This window comes from Mesorhizobium sp. M1D.F.Ca.ET.231.01.1.1, from assembly GCF_003999155.2.
Classification (GTDB): Bacteria; Pseudomonadota; Alphaproteobacteria; order Rhizobiales; family Rhizobiaceae; genus Mesorhizobium.
In genome coordinates this window covers 961,053-977,344 of record NZ_RZOZ02000001.1, presented here as the reverse complement: position 1 = coordinate 977,344, position 16,292 = coordinate 961,053, and the positions used below count along the sequence as shown (strand labels likewise).

General features: G+C 64.0%; 12 protein-coding genes. 6 read left to right on the top strand and 6 right to left on the bottom strand.

The window, feature by feature from the left end; all coding sequences use genetic code 11:
- Positions 1 to 43: 43 nt before the first annotated feature.
- Together EN874_RS04970 and aspS are read left to right on the top strand one after the other, a co-directional pair.
- Complete coding sequence (locus EN874_RS04970; RefSeq protein WP_127424268.1) at positions 44 to 802, top strand: DeoR/GlpR family DNA-binding transcription regulator; 759 nt, start codon at positions 44 to 46, stop codon at positions 800 to 802.
- A 136-nt stretch (positions 803 to 938) separates the two neighbouring features.
- Complete coding sequence (gene aspS, locus EN874_RS04965; RefSeq protein WP_168247387.1) at positions 939 to 2,729, top strand: aspartate--tRNA ligase; 1,791 nt, start codon at positions 939 to 941, stop codon at positions 2,727 to 2,729.
- 96 nt (positions 2,730 to 2,825) lie between these two features.
- On the opposite strand, the gene EN874_RS04960 is transcribed toward aspS, so the two are convergent.
- Complete coding sequence (locus tag EN874_RS04960) at positions 2,826 to 4,016, bottom strand: hypothetical protein (RefSeq protein ID WP_127424266.1); 1,191 nt, start codon at positions 4,014 to 4,016, stop codon at positions 2,826 to 2,828.
- Between the two features lie 417 nt (positions 4,017 to 4,433).
- On the opposite strand from EN874_RS04960, the gene parC reads away from it, so the two are divergent.
- The 3 genes from parC to EN874_RS04945 all read left to right on the top strand — a co-directional run bounded on the left by parC (position 4,434) and on the right by EN874_RS04945 (position 10,548).
- The gene (gene parC, locus EN874_RS04955; protein WP_127424265.1) at positions 4,434 to 6,689 is read left to right on the top strand and encodes a DNA topoisomerase IV subunit A; all 2,256 of its coding nucleotides are present in this window, start codon (positions 4,434 to 4,436) and stop codon (positions 6,687 to 6,689) included.
- Between the two features lie 34 nt (positions 6,690 to 6,723).
- Positions 6,724 to 9,126, top strand: a complete 2,403-nt coding sequence (locus tag EN874_RS04950) for an adenylate/guanylate cyclase domain-containing protein (RefSeq protein ID WP_127424264.1) — start codon at positions 6,724 to 6,726, stop codon at positions 9,124 to 9,126.
- Between the two features lie 222 nt (positions 9,127 to 9,348).
- A complete protein-coding gene (locus EN874_RS04945) occupies positions 9,349 to 10,548 on the top strand; it encodes an AI-2E family transporter (protein WP_127424263.1) in 1,200 nt (399 codons plus the stop codon).
- Here EN874_RS04945 and EN874_RS04940 read toward each other — a convergent pair.
- From EN874_RS04940 to EN874_RS04930, 3 genes are all read right to left on the bottom strand, one after another.
- A complete protein-coding gene (locus EN874_RS04940) occupies positions 10,536 to 11,432 on the bottom strand; it encodes a DMT family transporter (RefSeq protein ID WP_127424262.1) in 897 nt (298 codons plus the stop codon). The genes EN874_RS04945 and EN874_RS04940 overlap by 13 nt on opposite strands.
- Positions 11,433 to 11,558: 126 nt before the next feature.
- Positions 11,559 to 12,323 (bottom strand): arginyltransferase, encoded by a 765-nt coding sequence (locus tag EN874_RS04935; protein WP_127424261.1) that lies wholly within the window; start codon positions 12,321 to 12,323, stop codon positions 11,559 to 11,561.
- 140 nt (positions 12,324 to 12,463) lie between these two features.
- Positions 12,464 to 12,934 carry an RDD family protein gene (locus tag EN874_RS04930; protein WP_127424260.1) on the bottom strand — a complete coding sequence of 157 codons (471 nt, stop codon included), beginning with the start codon at positions 12,932 to 12,934 and terminating at the stop codon, positions 12,464 to 12,466.
- Between the two features lie 198 nt (positions 12,935 to 13,132).
- On the opposite strand from EN874_RS04930, the gene sthA reads away from it, so the two are divergent.
- Complete coding sequence (gene sthA, locus EN874_RS04925; protein WP_127424259.1) at positions 13,133 to 14,521, top strand: Si-specific NAD(P)(+) transhydrogenase; 1,389 nt, start codon at positions 13,133 to 13,135, stop codon at positions 14,519 to 14,521.
- Positions 14,522 to 14,566: 45 nt separating this feature from the next.
- On the opposite strand, the gene EN874_RS04920 is transcribed toward sthA, so the two are convergent.
- Positions 14,567 to 15,670: a substrate-binding domain-containing protein gene (locus EN874_RS04920; protein ID WP_127424258.1), complete on the bottom strand. Its 1,104-nt coding sequence runs from the start codon at positions 15,668 to 15,670 to the stop codon at positions 14,567 to 14,569.
- Complete coding sequence (locus tag EN874_RS04915) at positions 15,670 to 16,287, bottom strand: 5-bromo-4-chloroindolyl phosphate hydrolysis family protein (RefSeq protein ID WP_127424257.1); 618 nt, start codon at positions 16,285 to 16,287, stop codon at positions 15,670 to 15,672. Before EN874_RS04915 ends, EN874_RS04920 begins: the two co-directional genes overlap by 1 nt.
- Positions 16,288 to 16,292: the final 5 nt, after the last annotated feature.

Genomic DNA, 16,292 nt, shown 5'->3' with positions numbered 1-16,292 from the left:
GTGCAAATCATGCAAGAATGAGCACAAAGAAATAGGATCGTGCATGCTGACCGAGGAACGACACCAATTCATCCGCGACCGGCTGGCAGCCGAAGGAAAAGTTTTGGCCGGCGAGCTCGCCAGCCGCTTTGGGGTTTCGGAAGATACGGTTCGCCGTGATCTGCGCGAGCTGGCGAGAGCCGGGCAGTTGCGCCGGGTTTACGGGGGCGCGGTCGCGTCAGCGCCCTTTGCGGCGGCAACCATCAGCGAGCGCAGCGGCCATGCGGTCGAGGAGAAGATGCGCCTGGCGAAAGCCGCGGCTGGCGTGCTGACCTCGGGGCAGACCCTGTTCATCGACGGCGGCACGACCAATGAGGCGATCGCGAGGGCAATCCCGCGTGATATCGAGTTGACCGTGGCCACCAATTCGCTCGGTGTTGCGTCGGCACTCGCCGATCTTCCCCTGGTCGATCTGATCATGCTCGGCGGCCGATACGTCCGCGACCTCGGCACCTGCGTCGGTGGTGACACGCTTGCCGCCGTGGCTCAGCTCGGCGCCGATCTGTTCTTTCTCGGCTCCTGCGGGCTCGATGCCTCGCGCGGCGTCACCGCCTTCGATTCGGCGGAGGCTGAGGTCAAGCGCGCCATGGCCAGGAACAGCGCCGGCATCGTCATCGCCGCCACCATCGACAAGCTCGCCACAGCGGCGCCTTATCGTGTCGCGGCAGCGGATGCGATCCGTCACCTTGTGGTCGAAAAGACAGCGCCGGCCGCCGTCCTCGCCGATTTCCAGAGACAGGGCGCCGAAATCCGCTTCGCGTGAGCGGCCGAAGCCCGAGCCTTTACGACCGCTTCCCCTGTGTGACCGGTTGCCTTGACAAAGCCGGCCTCTCATGCGCTTTTCGCGCCAATTTTCAGGGCCGGGCTTTCGCCCGCAATTCCGGACTTCACCAATGACAATGCATCGTTACCGCAGCCATACCTGTGCCCAGTTGAGAAAGAGCGACGTCGGCAATTCCGTCCGCCTGTCGGGCTGGGTGCATCGCGTGCGCGACCATGGCGGGCTGCTCTTCATCGATTTGCGCGACCACTACGGCCTGACCCAGATCGTCGCCGATCCGGATTCTCCGGCCTTCAAGATCGCCGAGACCGTGCGCGGCGAATGGGTGATCCGCGTCGACGGCGCGGTCAAGGCGCGCCTGCCGGAGACCGTCAACCCCAACCTGCCGACCGGCGAGATCGAGATTTTCGCGCGCGAGATCGAGGTGCTGTCGGCGGCCAAGGAGCTGCCTCTGCCGGTATTCGGCGAGCCTGAATACCCAGAGGACATCCGCCTGAAATACCGCTTCCTCGACTTGCGCCGCGAGACGCTGCACAAGAACATCGTGGCGCGCACCAGGATCATCGCCGAGATGCGCAGGCGCATGGGCGAGGTGGGCTTCACGGAATTCTCGACGCCGATCCTGACCGCATCCTCGCCCGAGGGCGCGCGCGACTTCCTGGTGCCCTCGCGCATCCATCCCGGCACCTTCTACGCGCTGCCGCAGGCGCCGCAGCAATACAAGCAGCTGATCATGGTCTCCGGCTTCGACCGCTATTTCCAGATCGCGCCCTGCTTCCGCGACGAGGACCCGCGTGCCGACCGTCTGCCCGGCGAATTCTACCAGCTCGACCTCGAGATGAGCTTCGTCGAGCAGGACGACGTGCTCTCCGCCATGGAGCCGGTGCTTCGCGGTGTGTTCGAGACCTTCGCCGACGGCAAGCCGGTGACCCAGAAGTTCCGGCGCATTGCCTACGACGAGGCGATGCGCACCTATGGCACCGACAAGCCGGACCTGCGCAACCCGATCGAGATGCAGGCGGTCTCCGACCACTTCCGCGATTCCGGCTTCAAGGTCTTCGCCAACATCCTGGCCAACGACCCCAAGGCCGAAGTCTGGGCCATTCCCGCCAAGACCGGCGGCAGCCGTGCCTTTTGCGACCGCATGAATTCATGGGCGCAGAGCGAGGGCCAGCCGGGCCTCGGCTACATCTTCTGGCGCAAGGAGGGCGACAAGCTCGAAGGCGCCGGTCCGCTGGCCAAGAACATCGGCGAGGAGCGCACCGAAGCCGTCCGCCTTCAGCTCGGCGTTGCCGATGGCGATGCCGCCTTCTTCGTCGCCGGCGACCCGAAGAAGTTCGTCGCCTTCGCGGGTGCCGCACGCACCCGCGCCGGCGAGGAATTGAACCTCGTCGACCGCGACCGCTTCGAACTGTGCTGGATCGTCGACTTCCCCTTCTTCGAGTGGAACGAAGAGGAGAAGAAGATCGACTTCGCCCACAACCCGTTCTCGATGCCGCAGGGCGGCATCGAGGCGCTCGGTGGCGAGGACCTGCTCGGCATCAAGGCGTTCCAGTACGACATGGTCTGCAACGGCTTCGAGATCGCTTCCGGCGGCATCCGCAACCACCTGCCGGAAACAATGGTCAAGGCCTTCGAGACGGTCGGGCTCGATCGCGCGACCGTCGAGGAGCGCTTCGGCGGTCTCTATCGCGCCTTCCAGTACGGCGCGCCGCCGCATGGCGGCATGGCCGCCGGCATCGACCGCATCGTCATGCTGCTGGTCGGCGCCAAGAACCTGCGCGAAGTTACCATGTTCCCGATGAACCAGCAGGCCTATGACCTGTTGATGAACGCCCCGTCGGAAGCCACTCCGCAGCAGCTTCGCGAGCTGTCGCTGCGCGTCGCGGTGGCGAAGAGGGAGGGTTAGAAACCGCGCTCAAGCGGTTCCTGCTGCTCAATGAATCGGTCTTGAACCAAAAAGCCCGGCATCGCTGCCGGGCTTTTGTTTGGGCGTTCCGCCCGATCAGTCCTCGTTCGCCTTGACCTTGACGCCGAGCGTCTTGGGCAGATCGAGCGGGTTGGACATGGCGCCCGCCATGATCAGCGCGAACGGCACCGACGACGGCGGCTCGGCCGAGATCTCGAGGCTCTTCGGATCGTCGAGGAACTTGTTGACCGCGGCCGACACCTCGGCCGTCAGTTCGGGATTGTTGAGCTGCGCCATGCCGAACGGCACGATCGCCTTGGCCTGGTTGGCGACGTCCTTGGCCGACATGCCCTGCTGCTTGCCGACATAGTCGAGCACCTTGCCAGTCAGCGAATCGTCGTCGAAGCGCACCGAAGCGCCGTTGAAGGAAAGCTGCTGCAAGAGGCCGAGCATGGCCATGCCTTGCGCCGAATTGTCGGCGCCCTCGGGCTGCGAGGCGAGCTGCTTCTGCATGGCCTGCATCGACTTGATGAAGTCGACCGTGTAGCCGCCGAGATCGAAGGTCATGCCGAGAGTGCCGGCATTGTCGACCGCGATGTCGTATTTCGACAGCTCCATCTTGCCGTCGCTGGGCTGCCAGGTGCCAGCCATCGAGACGGTGCCGGAGATGGTCTGGTAGCCGAGCGCCTCGATCGCTTCCTTCGACTTCGGGTCCTCGACCAGCGAAAGATCGGCATTGAACTTCTCCGTGTTGGCGGTGAAGTCCATCGCCTTGCCATCGGCCGGCGGGGTGATCTGGAGGGCGAGCCCATCCATCGAGAAGGCCGTCTTGTCGCCGACCTTGACCGTCATGTTGGAGAGCTCGGCCGACTTGTACATCATCAGCGAGCCGAGCGGGTCGGTGCTGCCTTCGGCCGGCACCTTCATGTCGTGGATGACAAAGGGGCTCAGGTTGAGCGTCACGCCGTCCTTGGAGTGCTCGAGGGCCGAAGTCGAGACAGTCGCGATCTCGAAGCCGCCATTGGCCTCGGTGACGCCCTCGAGCTTCACGTCGCCGATCGGCAGCGCTTCCTTCTCGGCGGCAGGCTTGATGGAGACGCCCTGCAAAACGACGTTCGAGTCGTCACCCGACACACCGGTCCAGGAAATATCGACACCCTGGGCGGCAAGCGCTGCCTTGACGCGCTCGGCCACGGCCGGATCGGCGGCGAAGGCGGCGTTGAGCGGCAGGGTCAGCAGAAAGGTCGAAAAAGCCAGTTTCTTGAGCATTGAGCGTTGGATTGTCATTGGCGAGTTCCCTGTCCTGAAAGTGTTTTGAATTTCTGCTCCATCACCATTCCGCGACGAACGGGACGGGAAGAAGGCATTTCCTGGCACCTTTGTCGCAAAGGGCGATGAAAAGCAAACCCGGCCGGCACGCTTTGCAAGGTGCGGTGAATTTGTCATGAAGACCGCGGCTCTCCTGCGCCGGCGCGTTGCATGCCCAGTTAGAGGGCGCATGTAACAGATTGATGTTGGCCGGCGCCCCGCCGGCAGCCGATACCGGTTGCAGATCGGCGGGAAACTGGATTGTTCGCCTTGGCGCTTCCGTGAAATCCTTCACATCATCGGCTGCGGTCTTTCGTGGCGACTGCGCGCGCGACGAATCCGCCGACTTCCAACGCGGCGCTTGCCGCGAATCACCCGCTCGGCTAGTCGAAATCCATGGGAAAAAGGCATTTGCCGCCTGAAGACAATGGCGGCGGCGACAACATCGAACCGGTCGATCTGAAGGAAGCGCTCGAGAAGCGCTATCTCGCCTATGCGCTGTCGACCATCATGCACCGGGCATTGCCGGATGTGCGCGACGGACTGAAGCCCGTCCATCGCCGCATCATGCATGCCATGCGGCTCTTGCGGCTCAACCCCGACCAGGGCTTTGCCAAATGCGCTCGCATCGTCGGCGAGGTGATGGGTAAGTTCCATCCGCATGGCGACCAGTCGATCTATGACGCGCTGGTGCGCCTCGCGCAGGAATTTTCCATGCGCTACCCGCTGGTCGACGGCCAGGGCAATTTCGGCAACATCGACGGCGATAACGCCGCCGCCATGCGCTACACCGAAGCGCGCATGACGGAGGTGGCGACCGAGCTGCTCGCCGGCATCACCGAGGATGCCGTCGACTTCCGGCCGACCTACAACGAGGAGGACGAGGAGCCGTCGGTTCTTCCCGGCGCCTTCCCGAACCTGCTCGCCAACGGCTCGTCCGGCATTGCCGTCGGCATGGCGACCTCGATCCCGCCGCACAACGCCGCCGAGCTTTGCGACGCGGCACTCCATCTGATCGAGCGTCCGGACGCGTCCGTGGCGAAGCTGATGGATTTCGTCCAGGGGCCGGATTTCCCGACCGGCGGCATTATCGTCGACAGCCGCGCCTCGATCCTAGAAGCCTATGAGACGGGCCGCGGCGGTTTCCGCGTGCGCTCCAAATGGGGCCAGGAGGATCAGGGCAGGGGCACCTGGAGCATCGTCGTCACCGAGATCCCCTACGGTGTCCAGAAGGCCAGGCTGATCGAGAAGATCGCCGAGCTCTTGATGGCGCGCAAGCTGCCGCTGCTCGAGGACATCCGCGACGAGAGCGCGGAGGACATCCGCATCGTGCTGGTGCCGAAGAGCCGCACCGTCGATCCCGGCATCCTGATGGAATCGCTGTTCAAGCTCACCGAGCTCGAAAGCCGCTTCCCGCTCAACATGAACGTGCTGTCGCGCGGCAAGGTGCCGAACGTGCTCTCGCTCAAGGGCGTGCTGAAGGAGTGGCTCGACCACCGCCGCGACGTCCTTGTCCGCCGCTCGAAATATCGGCTGGGCGAGATTGAGAAGCGCCTGGAAATCCTCGCTGGCTACCTGATCGCCTATCTCAACATCGACGAGGTGATCAGGATCATCCGCGAGGAGGATGAGCCAAAGCAGGTGATGATGGCCCGCTGGTCGCTCACCGACAACCAGGCCGAAGCCATCCTCAACATGCGGTTGCGCGCCCTGCGCAAGCTCGAGGAAATCGAGATCCGCAAGGAGTTCGATGGCCTCACCGAAGAGAAGAAGCAGATCGAGGCCCTGCTGGCGTCCGACGCCAAGCAGTGGGCAATGATCAAATGGCAAGTCGCCGAAATCCGAAAGAAGTTCGGACCCGAGACCGATCTCGGCAGACGCCGCACCCAGTTCGCCGACGCGCCCGAGCATGACCTGACCGACATCGCGCATGCGATGATCGAGCGCGAGCCGGTCACCGTCGTGGTCTCCGAAAAAGGCTGGCTGCGCGCGATGAAGGGTCATCTGACCGACCATTCGCAGCTTGCCTTCAAGGAAGGCGACAGTCTGAAGCTCGCCTTCCACGCCCAGACCACGGACAAGATCCTGGTCTTCACCACCGGCGGCAAGTTCTACACCATCGGCGCCGACCGGCTGCCGGGCGGGCGCGGCCACGGCGAGCCGATCCGCATCATCGTCGACATGGAGAACGACCAGGACATCGTCACCGCCTTCGTGCACGATCCGAAGCGCAAGCTGCTCCTGGTCTCATACGATGCCAACGGCTTCGTCGTCTCCGAGGAAGACGTCGTGGCCAACACCCGCAAGGGCAAGCAGGTGATGAACGTCAAGGCCCCTGACGAGGCCAAGCGCTGCGTTCCGGTCGCCGGCGACCATCTCGCCATCGTCGGCGAGAACCGCAAGATGCTGATCTTCCCGCTCGCTGAGATCCCCGAGATGGCGCGCGGCAAGGGCGTGCGCCTGCAGAAATACAAGGATGGCGGCGTGCTGGACCTGAAGACGTTCACGCTGGAGACAGGGCTCTCCTGGCAGGATTCGGCCGACCGCACCTTCACCCGATCGCGCGAGGAACTGGCCGAATGGATCGGTGCCCGCGCCGCCGCCGGACGCATGGTGCCGAAGGGTTTCCCGAGGACGGGCAAGTTCGGGTGAAGCGGCCAATCTCCCCCCTTGGGAGATTGCGCAAATGCCAAGTCGACCACCGCCGCGCGCCTTCCTGCTGTTCCGCCGGAAACTGCGGTTCGCCATCGAGATCGCGAGCGTCGCCGCGTGCCGACGATGCGCCCGTACCTGCGAACTGCGCGTTTCATTCGACGGCTTTTTGCTGGGTGATCCCGACACACCGGCGACGGACGCTGAAGGGGGCCGGTCGTTTCATTTCAATGTGACCAGGTCTATAGTCCACGGGGGACAGGCCTCATCGATGGACCGCAAGCTTTCCGCCATTCTCGCTGCCGATGTCGTGGGCTACTCCGCCCAGATGGAACGCGACGAGGCCGGCACGTTCGAGCGCCTTCGTACCCGACGCAAGGAACTGTTCGAGCCTGAGATTGCCCGCCACCACGGTCACATCTTCAAGCTGATGGGCGATGGGCTGCTGGCCGAATTCGGCAGCGTCGTGGATGCGGTCGAATGTGCCGTGTCGTTGCAGCGCGCCCTGGCGGGACGCAACGCCGCCGTTTCCGACGATCATCGAATTCGCGTCAGGATCGGGATCAATCTCGGCGAGGTGATTGTCGAGGGCGACGACCGATATGGCGAGGGCGTCAACGTCGCTGCCAGGCTCCAACAACTCGCGGACGCCGGCGGCATCTGTGTCTCGGCGAAGGTCGCGAAAGAGGTTGAGAAGACGTTGGCTTTCGGCTTTGAGCCGATGGGTCGACAGAAATTGAAGAACATCGCCGAACCGGTGCAGGCGTACCGGGTGCTGCTCGATCCCGCGATGGCGGGAAAGCCCATGGCTATCAATCGACACCCACGCTTCAGGCGCAATCTAGCCGTCGTTATTGGGGTCCTTGTCGTCGCGGTCGGCCTGGCAGCGGCATGGTGGCGACCGTGGGCGCCGCCGCTTCGGCCCACCACTCTGACGGTCAATGCGGAAGCCGACACCCGGCCATCCCTCGTCGTGCTTCCATTCGACAATCTCAGCGACGACAAGGCGCAAGGCTATCTGGCCGACGGCTTCACCGAGGACCTGACCACAGAACTTGCGCGCGTGCCCGGCCTGTTCGTCGTATCGCGAAACGCCGCCTCCACCTACAAGGACAAGGAGACCGAACCCGCCGAGGTCGCCGCGGCGCTTGGTGTCCGGTATATTCTGGTGGGTTCGATCCGCAGGGTCGGCGACGACATGCGCATCAACGCGCAATTGATCGACGGCTCGACCACCGGTCATCTCTGGGCAGAACGTTTCGACGGCCGGTGGACGGATGTGTTTGCGCTGCAGGACAAGGTCGTTGCCAGCATCGCCGGCGCGCTCAAGTTCCGTCTCGTCAGCGAACAGGGCAAAGCAGATGTCGCGGGCGGCACGCGCAACCCTGCAGCCTACGAAGCTTACCTCCAGGGCATGGAAATCTACAATCGTCGCAATACTCCAGACGAGTTTGCGCAGGCGGTGGGGTTTTTCCGGCAGGCGCTGGAACTCGATCCGAATTTCGGCGCGGCGGCAGCCTCGCTCGCATGGGCCTATTGGGACATGGACGGGCCGCGGGGCAAAGCTTTAGTCTCTTCGGACATTGGTGCGCTGTACAACGTTTACAAGTACCTGGGGGAAGCCGCCAAGCATCCTTCGGCGTCCTACTATCAGCTCATTGCCAGTTTGCTGGTTCGCGAGCACCGGTCCGACGAGGCAGTCGCGGTTATGTTCAAGGCGGTGGCGCTCGACCCGAGCGATCCCCTGAACTATGTCGGGCTGGCAGAGGCCCTGAATTTCAATGGCAGGCCGAATGAGGCGAGCGACTATCTCGTCGCGGCCAACCGCGTCGATCCAGGCGGCAATGACCATCGGCACTATCAGGCTGGGCTCGCTGAATTTGGCCAGGGCCGCTTCGCGGAAGCTGTCGACTATCTTGAAAGGATCGATCTCCAATCGCCGGATCCGTGGCCGAAATTCTACGGCCTGCAGGTGTTGGTTTCGGCCTACGCACATCTCGGACGCAGTGACCAGGTCGCGGCCTATAGGGACAGGCTAAGGAACGTCATGTTGGAACGAAAGGACGGAGGGGCAAATCAGTTGGTCACGCAGAGGTATTTTGTGTTCAAGAACCCGGCCGACATCGAGCGTCTGCTTGACGGCCTGGACAAGGCCGGTTTGCCGGAGTTGCCGGAAGAAGTCGATCTGGATGCGAAGGACCGGCTTACCGGTTCGGAAATCAGGTCGCTCATCCTCGGTCGTGAGCTTAACGGGGGAGGCGCATGGATAGATAAAGGAACGAGCTGGGTGCAGCAGAACTTCCTTTGCGACGCCATTCCGAAAGTTCAGACAACCTGCGGCGCGATCTTCCGCAATCCTGCCGGGACGCCGGCGCAACACAACGAGTATACGGCAATCTTCCGTTTTGATCGTTTTGGGTTTTCGGCCGTCAAATAAGACCCTCCGAGCCCGCCGGCGAATATCAGCGGAGGCCGATGCAAAAGTGAGCCTTGGGGCTCCGGTGCGCCGGTCCGCGCCCGAGAGTCCCCAGGCCCCGAGGTTAAGTCCGGCGCGACCTTCTGGCAGCAGAACTTCTCCATCACCATTTGGACTATCGTCACGATTGCTGCACTATGATGGGGCAGAAGCCAAGCCAGAGAGCAGGGGAGAAACGTACGTTTGAAGCGGGCTGAAATCCAGAAGCAGGGGCAGCGCCTGTTCGGCCTATCGACGCCGCTCAGGGCTGCCGTCATTCCGCCGCTGTCGGCGGCGCGCTGGCTCCTGGTGCTGATCGTCGCCGCCGGCGTCTATTTCTTCCACGGCTTCCTCTTCCCGGTGCTGGCGGCGCTCGTCATAGCCTTTGCCAGCTGGCCGCTCTACCGCAGGCTGCTTGTTGCCGTCGGCGGCAATCGCACGATCGGCGCGACGCTGGCCATCCTCTTCATCCTCACCTTCCTGGTGGTACCGATCGCGCTTGCCGGGACCTATGCCATTAACGAGCTTCGCGAATGGGTGGTATGGGCGATCGAGACCAATCGGCATGGCTCAGCCACGCCGCAATGGATTGCCACCATGCCGGTCGTCGGCGAATGGCTGAACCAGCAGTGGACGGCCAATCTCGGCCATCCCGGCGGCATCGGCGAGCTGATCCAGATGGTGAGCGGCTCCAACATCGGCACTATCTACCGCGGCGCGCTGGCCGCTGGCGGCAGCGCCTTCGGCCTGCTGCTCACGCTCTTGTTCATGCTGATCGCGCTGTTCTTCGCCTATCGCGACGGCGAGGCCTTCGCGGCGCAAGTCGACCGCCTTGGCGAGCGCATCCTGCCGACCCGCTGGGAGCGGATCTCGCGCGTCGTGCCGGCCACCATCTCGTCGACCGTCACGGGCATGACCGTCATCGCCATTGGCGAGGGGCTGGTTCTGGGCATTGCCTACTGGCTGGCCGGGGTGCCGTCGCCGGTCACGCTCGGCGCGCTCACCGGCATCATGGCGCTGATCCCCGGCGGTGCGCCTCTCTCCTTCACGCTGGTGTCGATCTATCTCGCCGCCAGCAGCAAGCTGTTTGCCGGCCTGGCGCTGTTCATCTGGGGCGCTGTCGAGCTCTTCATCGTCGACAAGACGCTGCGCCCGAAGCTGGTCGGCGGCCCGATCAAGCTGCCGTTCCTGCCGACCTTTTTCGGCCTGATCGGCGGCGTCAAGACGATGGGTTTCCTGGGCCTGTTCATCGGCCCGGTGCTGATGGCGCTGCTGGTCGCGATCTGGCGCGAATGGCTGCGCGAGGTCGAACTGATGGATGAGCTCGCGCCTGTCGCCGACGAAGAGAACGGGCCGCCGCGGATCGAGGCGACGCCCGAGGCCAGGAAGATTCAGGCCGGGTGAGCCAAGGCGAGGGCCGCGCGGCGCTTGCGGCCTTCACGCAATTGCCAGAGCGAATGGGCAACCAGCGTCACGATCAGGATCGCCCCGCCGATCAGACTGTCGCGCGACGGCGTCTCGGCAAAGATCAGCCAAACCCACACCGGCGCCAGCACAGTCTCCAGCACATAGAACATCGCCACCTCGGGCCCTGAGATATATTTCGGCCCGTTGGCGAGGCAGAAGAATGAGATCGGCATGATCACGGCGCCGTTGAAGATGATCCACCATGGCTGATTGACGTGGAACCCTTCGCCAGAGACCATGAACAGGGCGACCGCCAGCGGCAGGACGACGCCGATGAGCGCGGTAAAGCCCATATCCTTGCCGCTGGCGCGCGAGATGGTGATGGCCAAGGCGACGAAGAAGGCCGAGCAAAGCGCCATGAAATCGCCGAACAGATACCCGGTACCGATCGAGCCGCCGACGATGATCAGCACGCCGAGGATCATCGCCAGCATCGCGATCATCGTCCCGAGCCGTGGCTTTTCCCTGAGGAACAGCCACGACAGCAGCGCCGCGAACACGGTGTTGAATGCGAGGATGAAGACGAGATCGGCGGTCGAGGTGTGGTAGACAGCGGTGACAAAGGTGACGCCAGTGAGGCCGTAGCACAGCGCCACGGCAAGCCCCGACCAGCCTGGGATGAGCTTTGGCGCATCGCTGCGCAGCGCGCGCCAGACCGCCCAGGTCACCAAAGCGGCGACGAGCGTGGTGCCGGTGCGCAGCATCATGATGGTCCAGGGGCTGCCGTCGGCGAGCCGGATCAGCGGAATGTCGACGGTCAGCGTCAGCCCGCCGATGGCGGTGATCAGGAGACCCTTCTGGTGTTCGTGGTGGGAAGACATGCGGAGACTTTCGCAATGAAATGCAGGTGGCAGCCGAGCTGCGCAATGGCGGACTCTCCAGCCAATTGGCCGAAAGACCAGCGTCCCCTGCCTTGAAACAAGTTTAAGCGTGGATCTTGGAAAAACTCAGCGACTGACCGCTTCGTGGTCGTAGCGTTCCCAGCCTTTCGGGCCGAGGTGCTCCTGCGGCATGAAGCGCATCTTATAGTTCATCTTGCGCGAGCCGTTGACCCAGTAGCCGAGATAGACGTGGGGCAGTCCCATCGCCTTGGCGCGGGCGATATGGTCGAGGATCATGAAGGTGCCGAGTGAGCGGTCCTCGAAATCGGGATTGAAGTAGGAATAGACCATCGACAGCCCGTCGGCCATCTTGTCGGTCAGCGCGACCGCAATCAACTCGCCCTGGCCCTTGCCGGTGATGAAGGTGTCCGGGCCGCGGCGCCGGTATTCGATGATCTTGGTGTCGACATGCGTGTCCTCGACCATCATCGCATAGTCGAGCACCGTCATGTCGGACATGCCGCCGCGCCGGTGGCGGGCGTCGAGATAAGCGCGGAACAGCGAATACTGCTCGGTCGACGGCTGCGCGTCATGCATGGCGCCGATCAGGTCGGCATTGCGCTGGATCACGCGGCGCATGTTGCGGCTGGCGGTGAACTCCTGCGCCAGGATCCGCACCGACACGCAGGCGCGGCAGGATTCGCAGGCCGGCCGGTAGGCAATGTTCTGGGAGCGCCGGAAGCCGCCCTGGGTCAACAGGTCGTTCATCTCGGGCGCCTTATCGCCGACAAGGTGCGTGAACACCTTGCGCTCGAACTGGCCCTCCAGATAGGGGCACGGCGACGGCGCGGTCAGAAAGAACTGGGGCGACTGGGTCGGATGCTGCGTCATCTAATCTTGGAAACGCTCCTGCGAATCGCCCTACCTTTGGCCCGGCCGGCGAAAAATTCAACAGGATTGTGCTGCCGTGGCCGGCCCAGGCTGTTCATATTCTAGCACAACCGGCGCGGCGATGGCCGGCGCAGGCGCGGTCAGACATCGGTGCGCGTCACGACCGTGCCGAGAAGCAGGTCGTGCAGCGTGCGTTTGCGATCGGAAAACAGCGTGACCAGCAGCACCAGCGGCGTCAGGATGACGTTTGCGGCCCAGAACAGCACCGAATGCACGACCGCGGTCAGGCCGTCGATGCGGGTGCCGTCGATCCTGTCCAGCCGGATGCCCATGATCTTCATGCCGGTCGTGGCCTGGTCGCGGCTGCCAAGCGTGTTCCAGATGTAGAGGATGGCAACCGCCGGCACCAGGATGGAGAACAGCGCCCAGCCCAGGCCGAAGGTCAAAAGCCCGAGGAGGGCGACCAATATGGCAAAGGGGACGGTGAGCAGCGCAACGATGAAATAGTCGAGGATGAAGGCGAAGACGCGCCTGGTGCGTACGCCGCGATAGGCGCGCGTGTCCTCGAACCTCGTGGTGATGATCTCGCCGTCAAGCACGCGCGTGTTCATGTCATGCCCTCGTAACAGGCCGGACATAGGTCTCGGCCATTCGCCATTGAAATGGTGAAAGCCGATGGCGGAATCAAGATCGAAGGCTCGTGACCCATGTGCCGCAAGCCGCGGCAAGAGTGGTTGCGGCGGTTGAATTCACGGCGCGGATGGCGTTAGCTTGCTGCGGCGCAATAAGACGCCGAGGGGAAGGGGAATATGGACTACGACATGCTTGTCATCGGCAGCGGCCCCTCCGGGCGCCGTGCCGCGGTGCAGTCGGCCAAGCTTGGCAAATCGGTTCTGGTGGTCGATCGAGGCCGGCGCCTCGGCGGCGTCTCCGTGCACACCGGCACCATCCCGTCGAAAACGCTGCGCGAAACGGTGCTCAACCTCTCCGGCTGGCGCGAGCGCGGCTTCTACGGGCGCGGCTACCGCGTAAAGCAGGACATTTCCGTCAGCGACCTCGTCGAGCGCCTGCACAAGACGCTCGACCACGAGGTCGAGGTTCTGCAGCACCAGTTCATGCGCAACGCGGTCAAGAGCGCGCGCGCCACGGCCAAGTTCCTAGGCGCCAACAAGGTCAGCCTGACCACCGACAATGGCGACTATAGCGAGGTCGGTTTCGCCAATGCGCTGATCGCGGTCGGCACCAGGCCGCACCGGCCGCGCGACGTGCCTTTCGACAGGACACGCATCTTCGACAGCGACGAGATGCTCGAACTCGACCGGCTGCCGCGCACTCTGACCGTCATCGGCGCCGGCGTCATCGGCGTCGAATACGCAACCATCTTTTCGGCGCTCGACGTGCCGGTGACGCTGGTCGAGCCGCGCAACACCATCCTCGATTTCGTCGACCGCGAAATCGTCGACGACTTCATCCACCAGATGCGGGACCGCGGCATGACCATCCGCCTCGGCAGCACGGTCAAGGAGATCGCCTCCAAGCCGGACTATGCCGAGGTGACGCTTGCCGATGGCCGCACCATCCGCTCCGAGATCGTGCTTTACGCGGCCGGCCGCAGCGGCAATCTCGGCAGCCTTGGCCTCGACGTGGTCGGCATCGAGGCCGACAGTCGCGGCCGCGTCAAGGTCGACCCGCAGACATTCCAGACCAGCGTGCCCAACATCTATGCCACCGGCGACGTCATCGGCTTCCCGAGCCTGGCCTCGACCTCGATGGAGCAGGGCAGGGTGGCCGCCTGCCACGCCTTTGGCGTAGCGCTGCCGCCGCCGCCGGAAACCTTTCCATACGGAATCTATGCCGTGCCGGAAATCTCCACCGTCGGCCAGTCGGAAGAGCAGGTGCGCGAGAGCGGGATTGCCTATGAGGTCGGCGTGGCGCGCTTCCGGGAAACCTCGCGCGGCCACATCATGGGCGTCAACACGGGGTTCCTGAAGTTGCTGTTCTCTGTCGACACGCGCCGCCTGCTCGGCGCCCATATCGTCGGCGAGGGCGCCACCGAGCTCATCCATATCGGCCAGGCCGTGATCAACCTCGGCGGCACGGTCGACTTCTTCGTCAACAACACCTTCAACTACCCGACGCTCGCCGAGGCCTACAAGATCGCTGGCCTGGACGCCTGGAACAGGATGGGGCGGGGATAGGAGCCGGCGAGCGGCGGTGGCCGGGGCGCTTGCGACGCTGGTCGGCTATACTTCCAGCTGCGAAAGCAGCGCCAGCATCACGTCGGCCGCCGGCATCGGCAGCACCGCCTCGATTTCCGCCGGCCGCACGCCGGCGATCGTGTCGCTGCCGGCGGCGACGGTACCGAGCGGCCCGCGAAAGCCATGCTTGGACCAGGCAAGCTCCTGCACCTTCTGGCTGGTCAGGGCCTCCAGCAGCGTGTCGACCCCCGGATCGATGACGATCAGCGGATGCGCCGAATAGACGGTCGGGCGCGGATAGAGGATTTCCGGCTTGGCGCCGGAACCGGCCTGCACACGCTGCCAGCGCGCCGGGTCGGCGAGCGCCCATTCCACCAGCTGGTTCTCGTAGCCCACCACCATCGGCTCGGCGCCGAGACCACCGGCGATATACTGGTCGAACAGCTTTCCCGATGAGGACGACTTCAGGCCCATGCCGCGGAAGATCGACTTCGCCTCTTCGCCGTGCCGGGCCAGTTCCTGCGTCGCCACGTCGCCGCTCATCAGGCTGAGCACCAGCCCCGAGAACATGAAGCCGGAGTTGGACCGGTTGGGATCGGTCGAGACGATGCGCGCCCGGCCGTAAAGCTCGGAAATGCCGAGATCCGACCAGTTCTTGCCGGCCAGGATGGCGTCAAGCAGGGCCTTGAGGTCGAGCTGGTTGTAGCCGCCCTTGGCGGCGACGGTGACCAACCCGCTCTTCTTCAGTCCTTCGACCACCGGCCCCCAGGTATAGACCACGATCGGCGAGTTGAGCACCACCTGGTCGTTGCGGATCGCCACCCCGTTCTTGCGTGCGAGATCGACCATGATCGAGGAGGACGGCCACAGGAATTGCGGCTTCTGGGTGAGCAAGGCCGGCTCGCGCACCATCTCGACCGAGCCGGCGACGCGCGCATCGAGTTCCAGTCCGTAGCCGCCGAGTGCGTGGACGACATCGGGGTCGGCAAGGAAGGATTGCTTCTCGCCGCCGATGAAGCCGAACAGATGCGCCCGGTTGCCGAGATAGCCGCGAAACTCCGGCCGATCCTTCAAAGTCAGGTAGCCGCCCGTGCCCGCCGCGGCGGCACCCAGCAATCCCAGTCCGAAAGCGCGGCGTGAAAGGGCCATCAGCGACCGATATCCTCTTTCAGCGACTCCTGAATGAGTCGCAAATCGACGTCGAGCGTGCCGAGCTCGGAGTCCGCCAGGCTGTCGGCATAATGCACGAAGGCGTCCTGCAGCTTGGCGATCACAGCGCCGACCTTGGCGAGCCGTTCCTTGCTCGGCGCTCGCCGGTCGGCAAGCGTCGCATAGCCTTCCGCGACCTCCGCCGCCTGCGGCAGGTAATAAGTGAGGAAGCGCCGCACCGACGGCGCGCTTGCCGGCTTTGCCTCGACCCTGGAGATCACGTCGGCGGCGATGTCGGAAAGGTTCTTCACCTTGGCCTTCATGTCCTTGTCGGCGATTGAGCCAGCCGCAGCGGCAAGCCGGTCGGCCGCGGGTTGCGCCTGTGCCAGCAGTTCGCGCGCGAACGCCACCTGGCCGCCGCCGATCGAGCCGAGATCGAGACCTTCGAACAGCTGGCGCGGAGCCAGCACGAAGACCAGACCGGCAAAGACCAGAACCGAAATCACGGCTGAGACCAGGAACGGGAAGTGAGTGAGCGTGCTCATTCCGATCAGCAGCGCGGCCGATACGAGGCCCGCCACGACCCAGTTCCAGTCATTGCCGAACAAGCCGCGCATCGTTA

Bases quoted from the DNA above. Each gene is read 5' to 3' on its own strand.
- sthA (WP_127424259.1), top strand. From the start codon at position 13,133: ATGGACTACGACATGCTTGTCATCGGCAGCGGCCCCTCCGGGCGCCGT.
- EN874_RS04970 (WP_127424268.1), top strand. From the start codon at position 44: ATGCTGACCGAGGAACGACACCAATTCATCCGCGACCGGCTGGCAGCC.
- EN874_RS04940 (WP_127424262.1), bottom strand. From the start codon at position 11,432: ATGTCTTCCCACCACGAACACCAGAAGGGTCTCCTGATCACCGCCATC.
- EN874_RS04930 (WP_127424260.1), bottom strand. From the start codon at position 12,934: ATGAACACGCGCGTGCTTGACGGCGAGATCATCACCACGAGGTTCGAG.
- EN874_RS04935 (WP_127424261.1), bottom strand. From the start codon at position 12,323: ATGACGCAGCATCCGACCCAGTCGCCCCAGTTCTTTCTGACCGCGCCG.
- EN874_RS04950 (WP_127424264.1), top strand. From the start codon at position 6,724: ATGCCAAGTCGACCACCGCCGCGCGCCTTCCTGCTGTTCCGCCGGAAA.
- parC (WP_127424265.1), top strand. From the start codon at position 4,434: ATGGGAAAAAGGCATTTGCCGCCTGAAGACAATGGCGGCGGCGACAAC.
- EN874_RS04915 (WP_127424257.1), bottom strand. From the start codon at position 16,287: ATGCGCGGCTTGTTCGGCAATGACTGGAACTGGGTCGTGGCGGGCCTC.
- EN874_RS04920 (WP_127424258.1), bottom strand. From the start codon at position 15,670: ATGGCCCTTTCACGCCGCGCTTTCGGACTGGGATTGCTGGGTGCCGCC.
- EN874_RS04960 (WP_127424266.1), bottom strand. From the start codon at position 4,016: ATGACAATCCAACGCTCAATGCTCAAGAAACTGGCTTTTTCGACCTTT.
- aspS (WP_168247387.1), top strand. From the start codon at position 939: ATGCATCGTTACCGCAGCCATACCTGTGCCCAGTTGAGAAAGAGCGAC.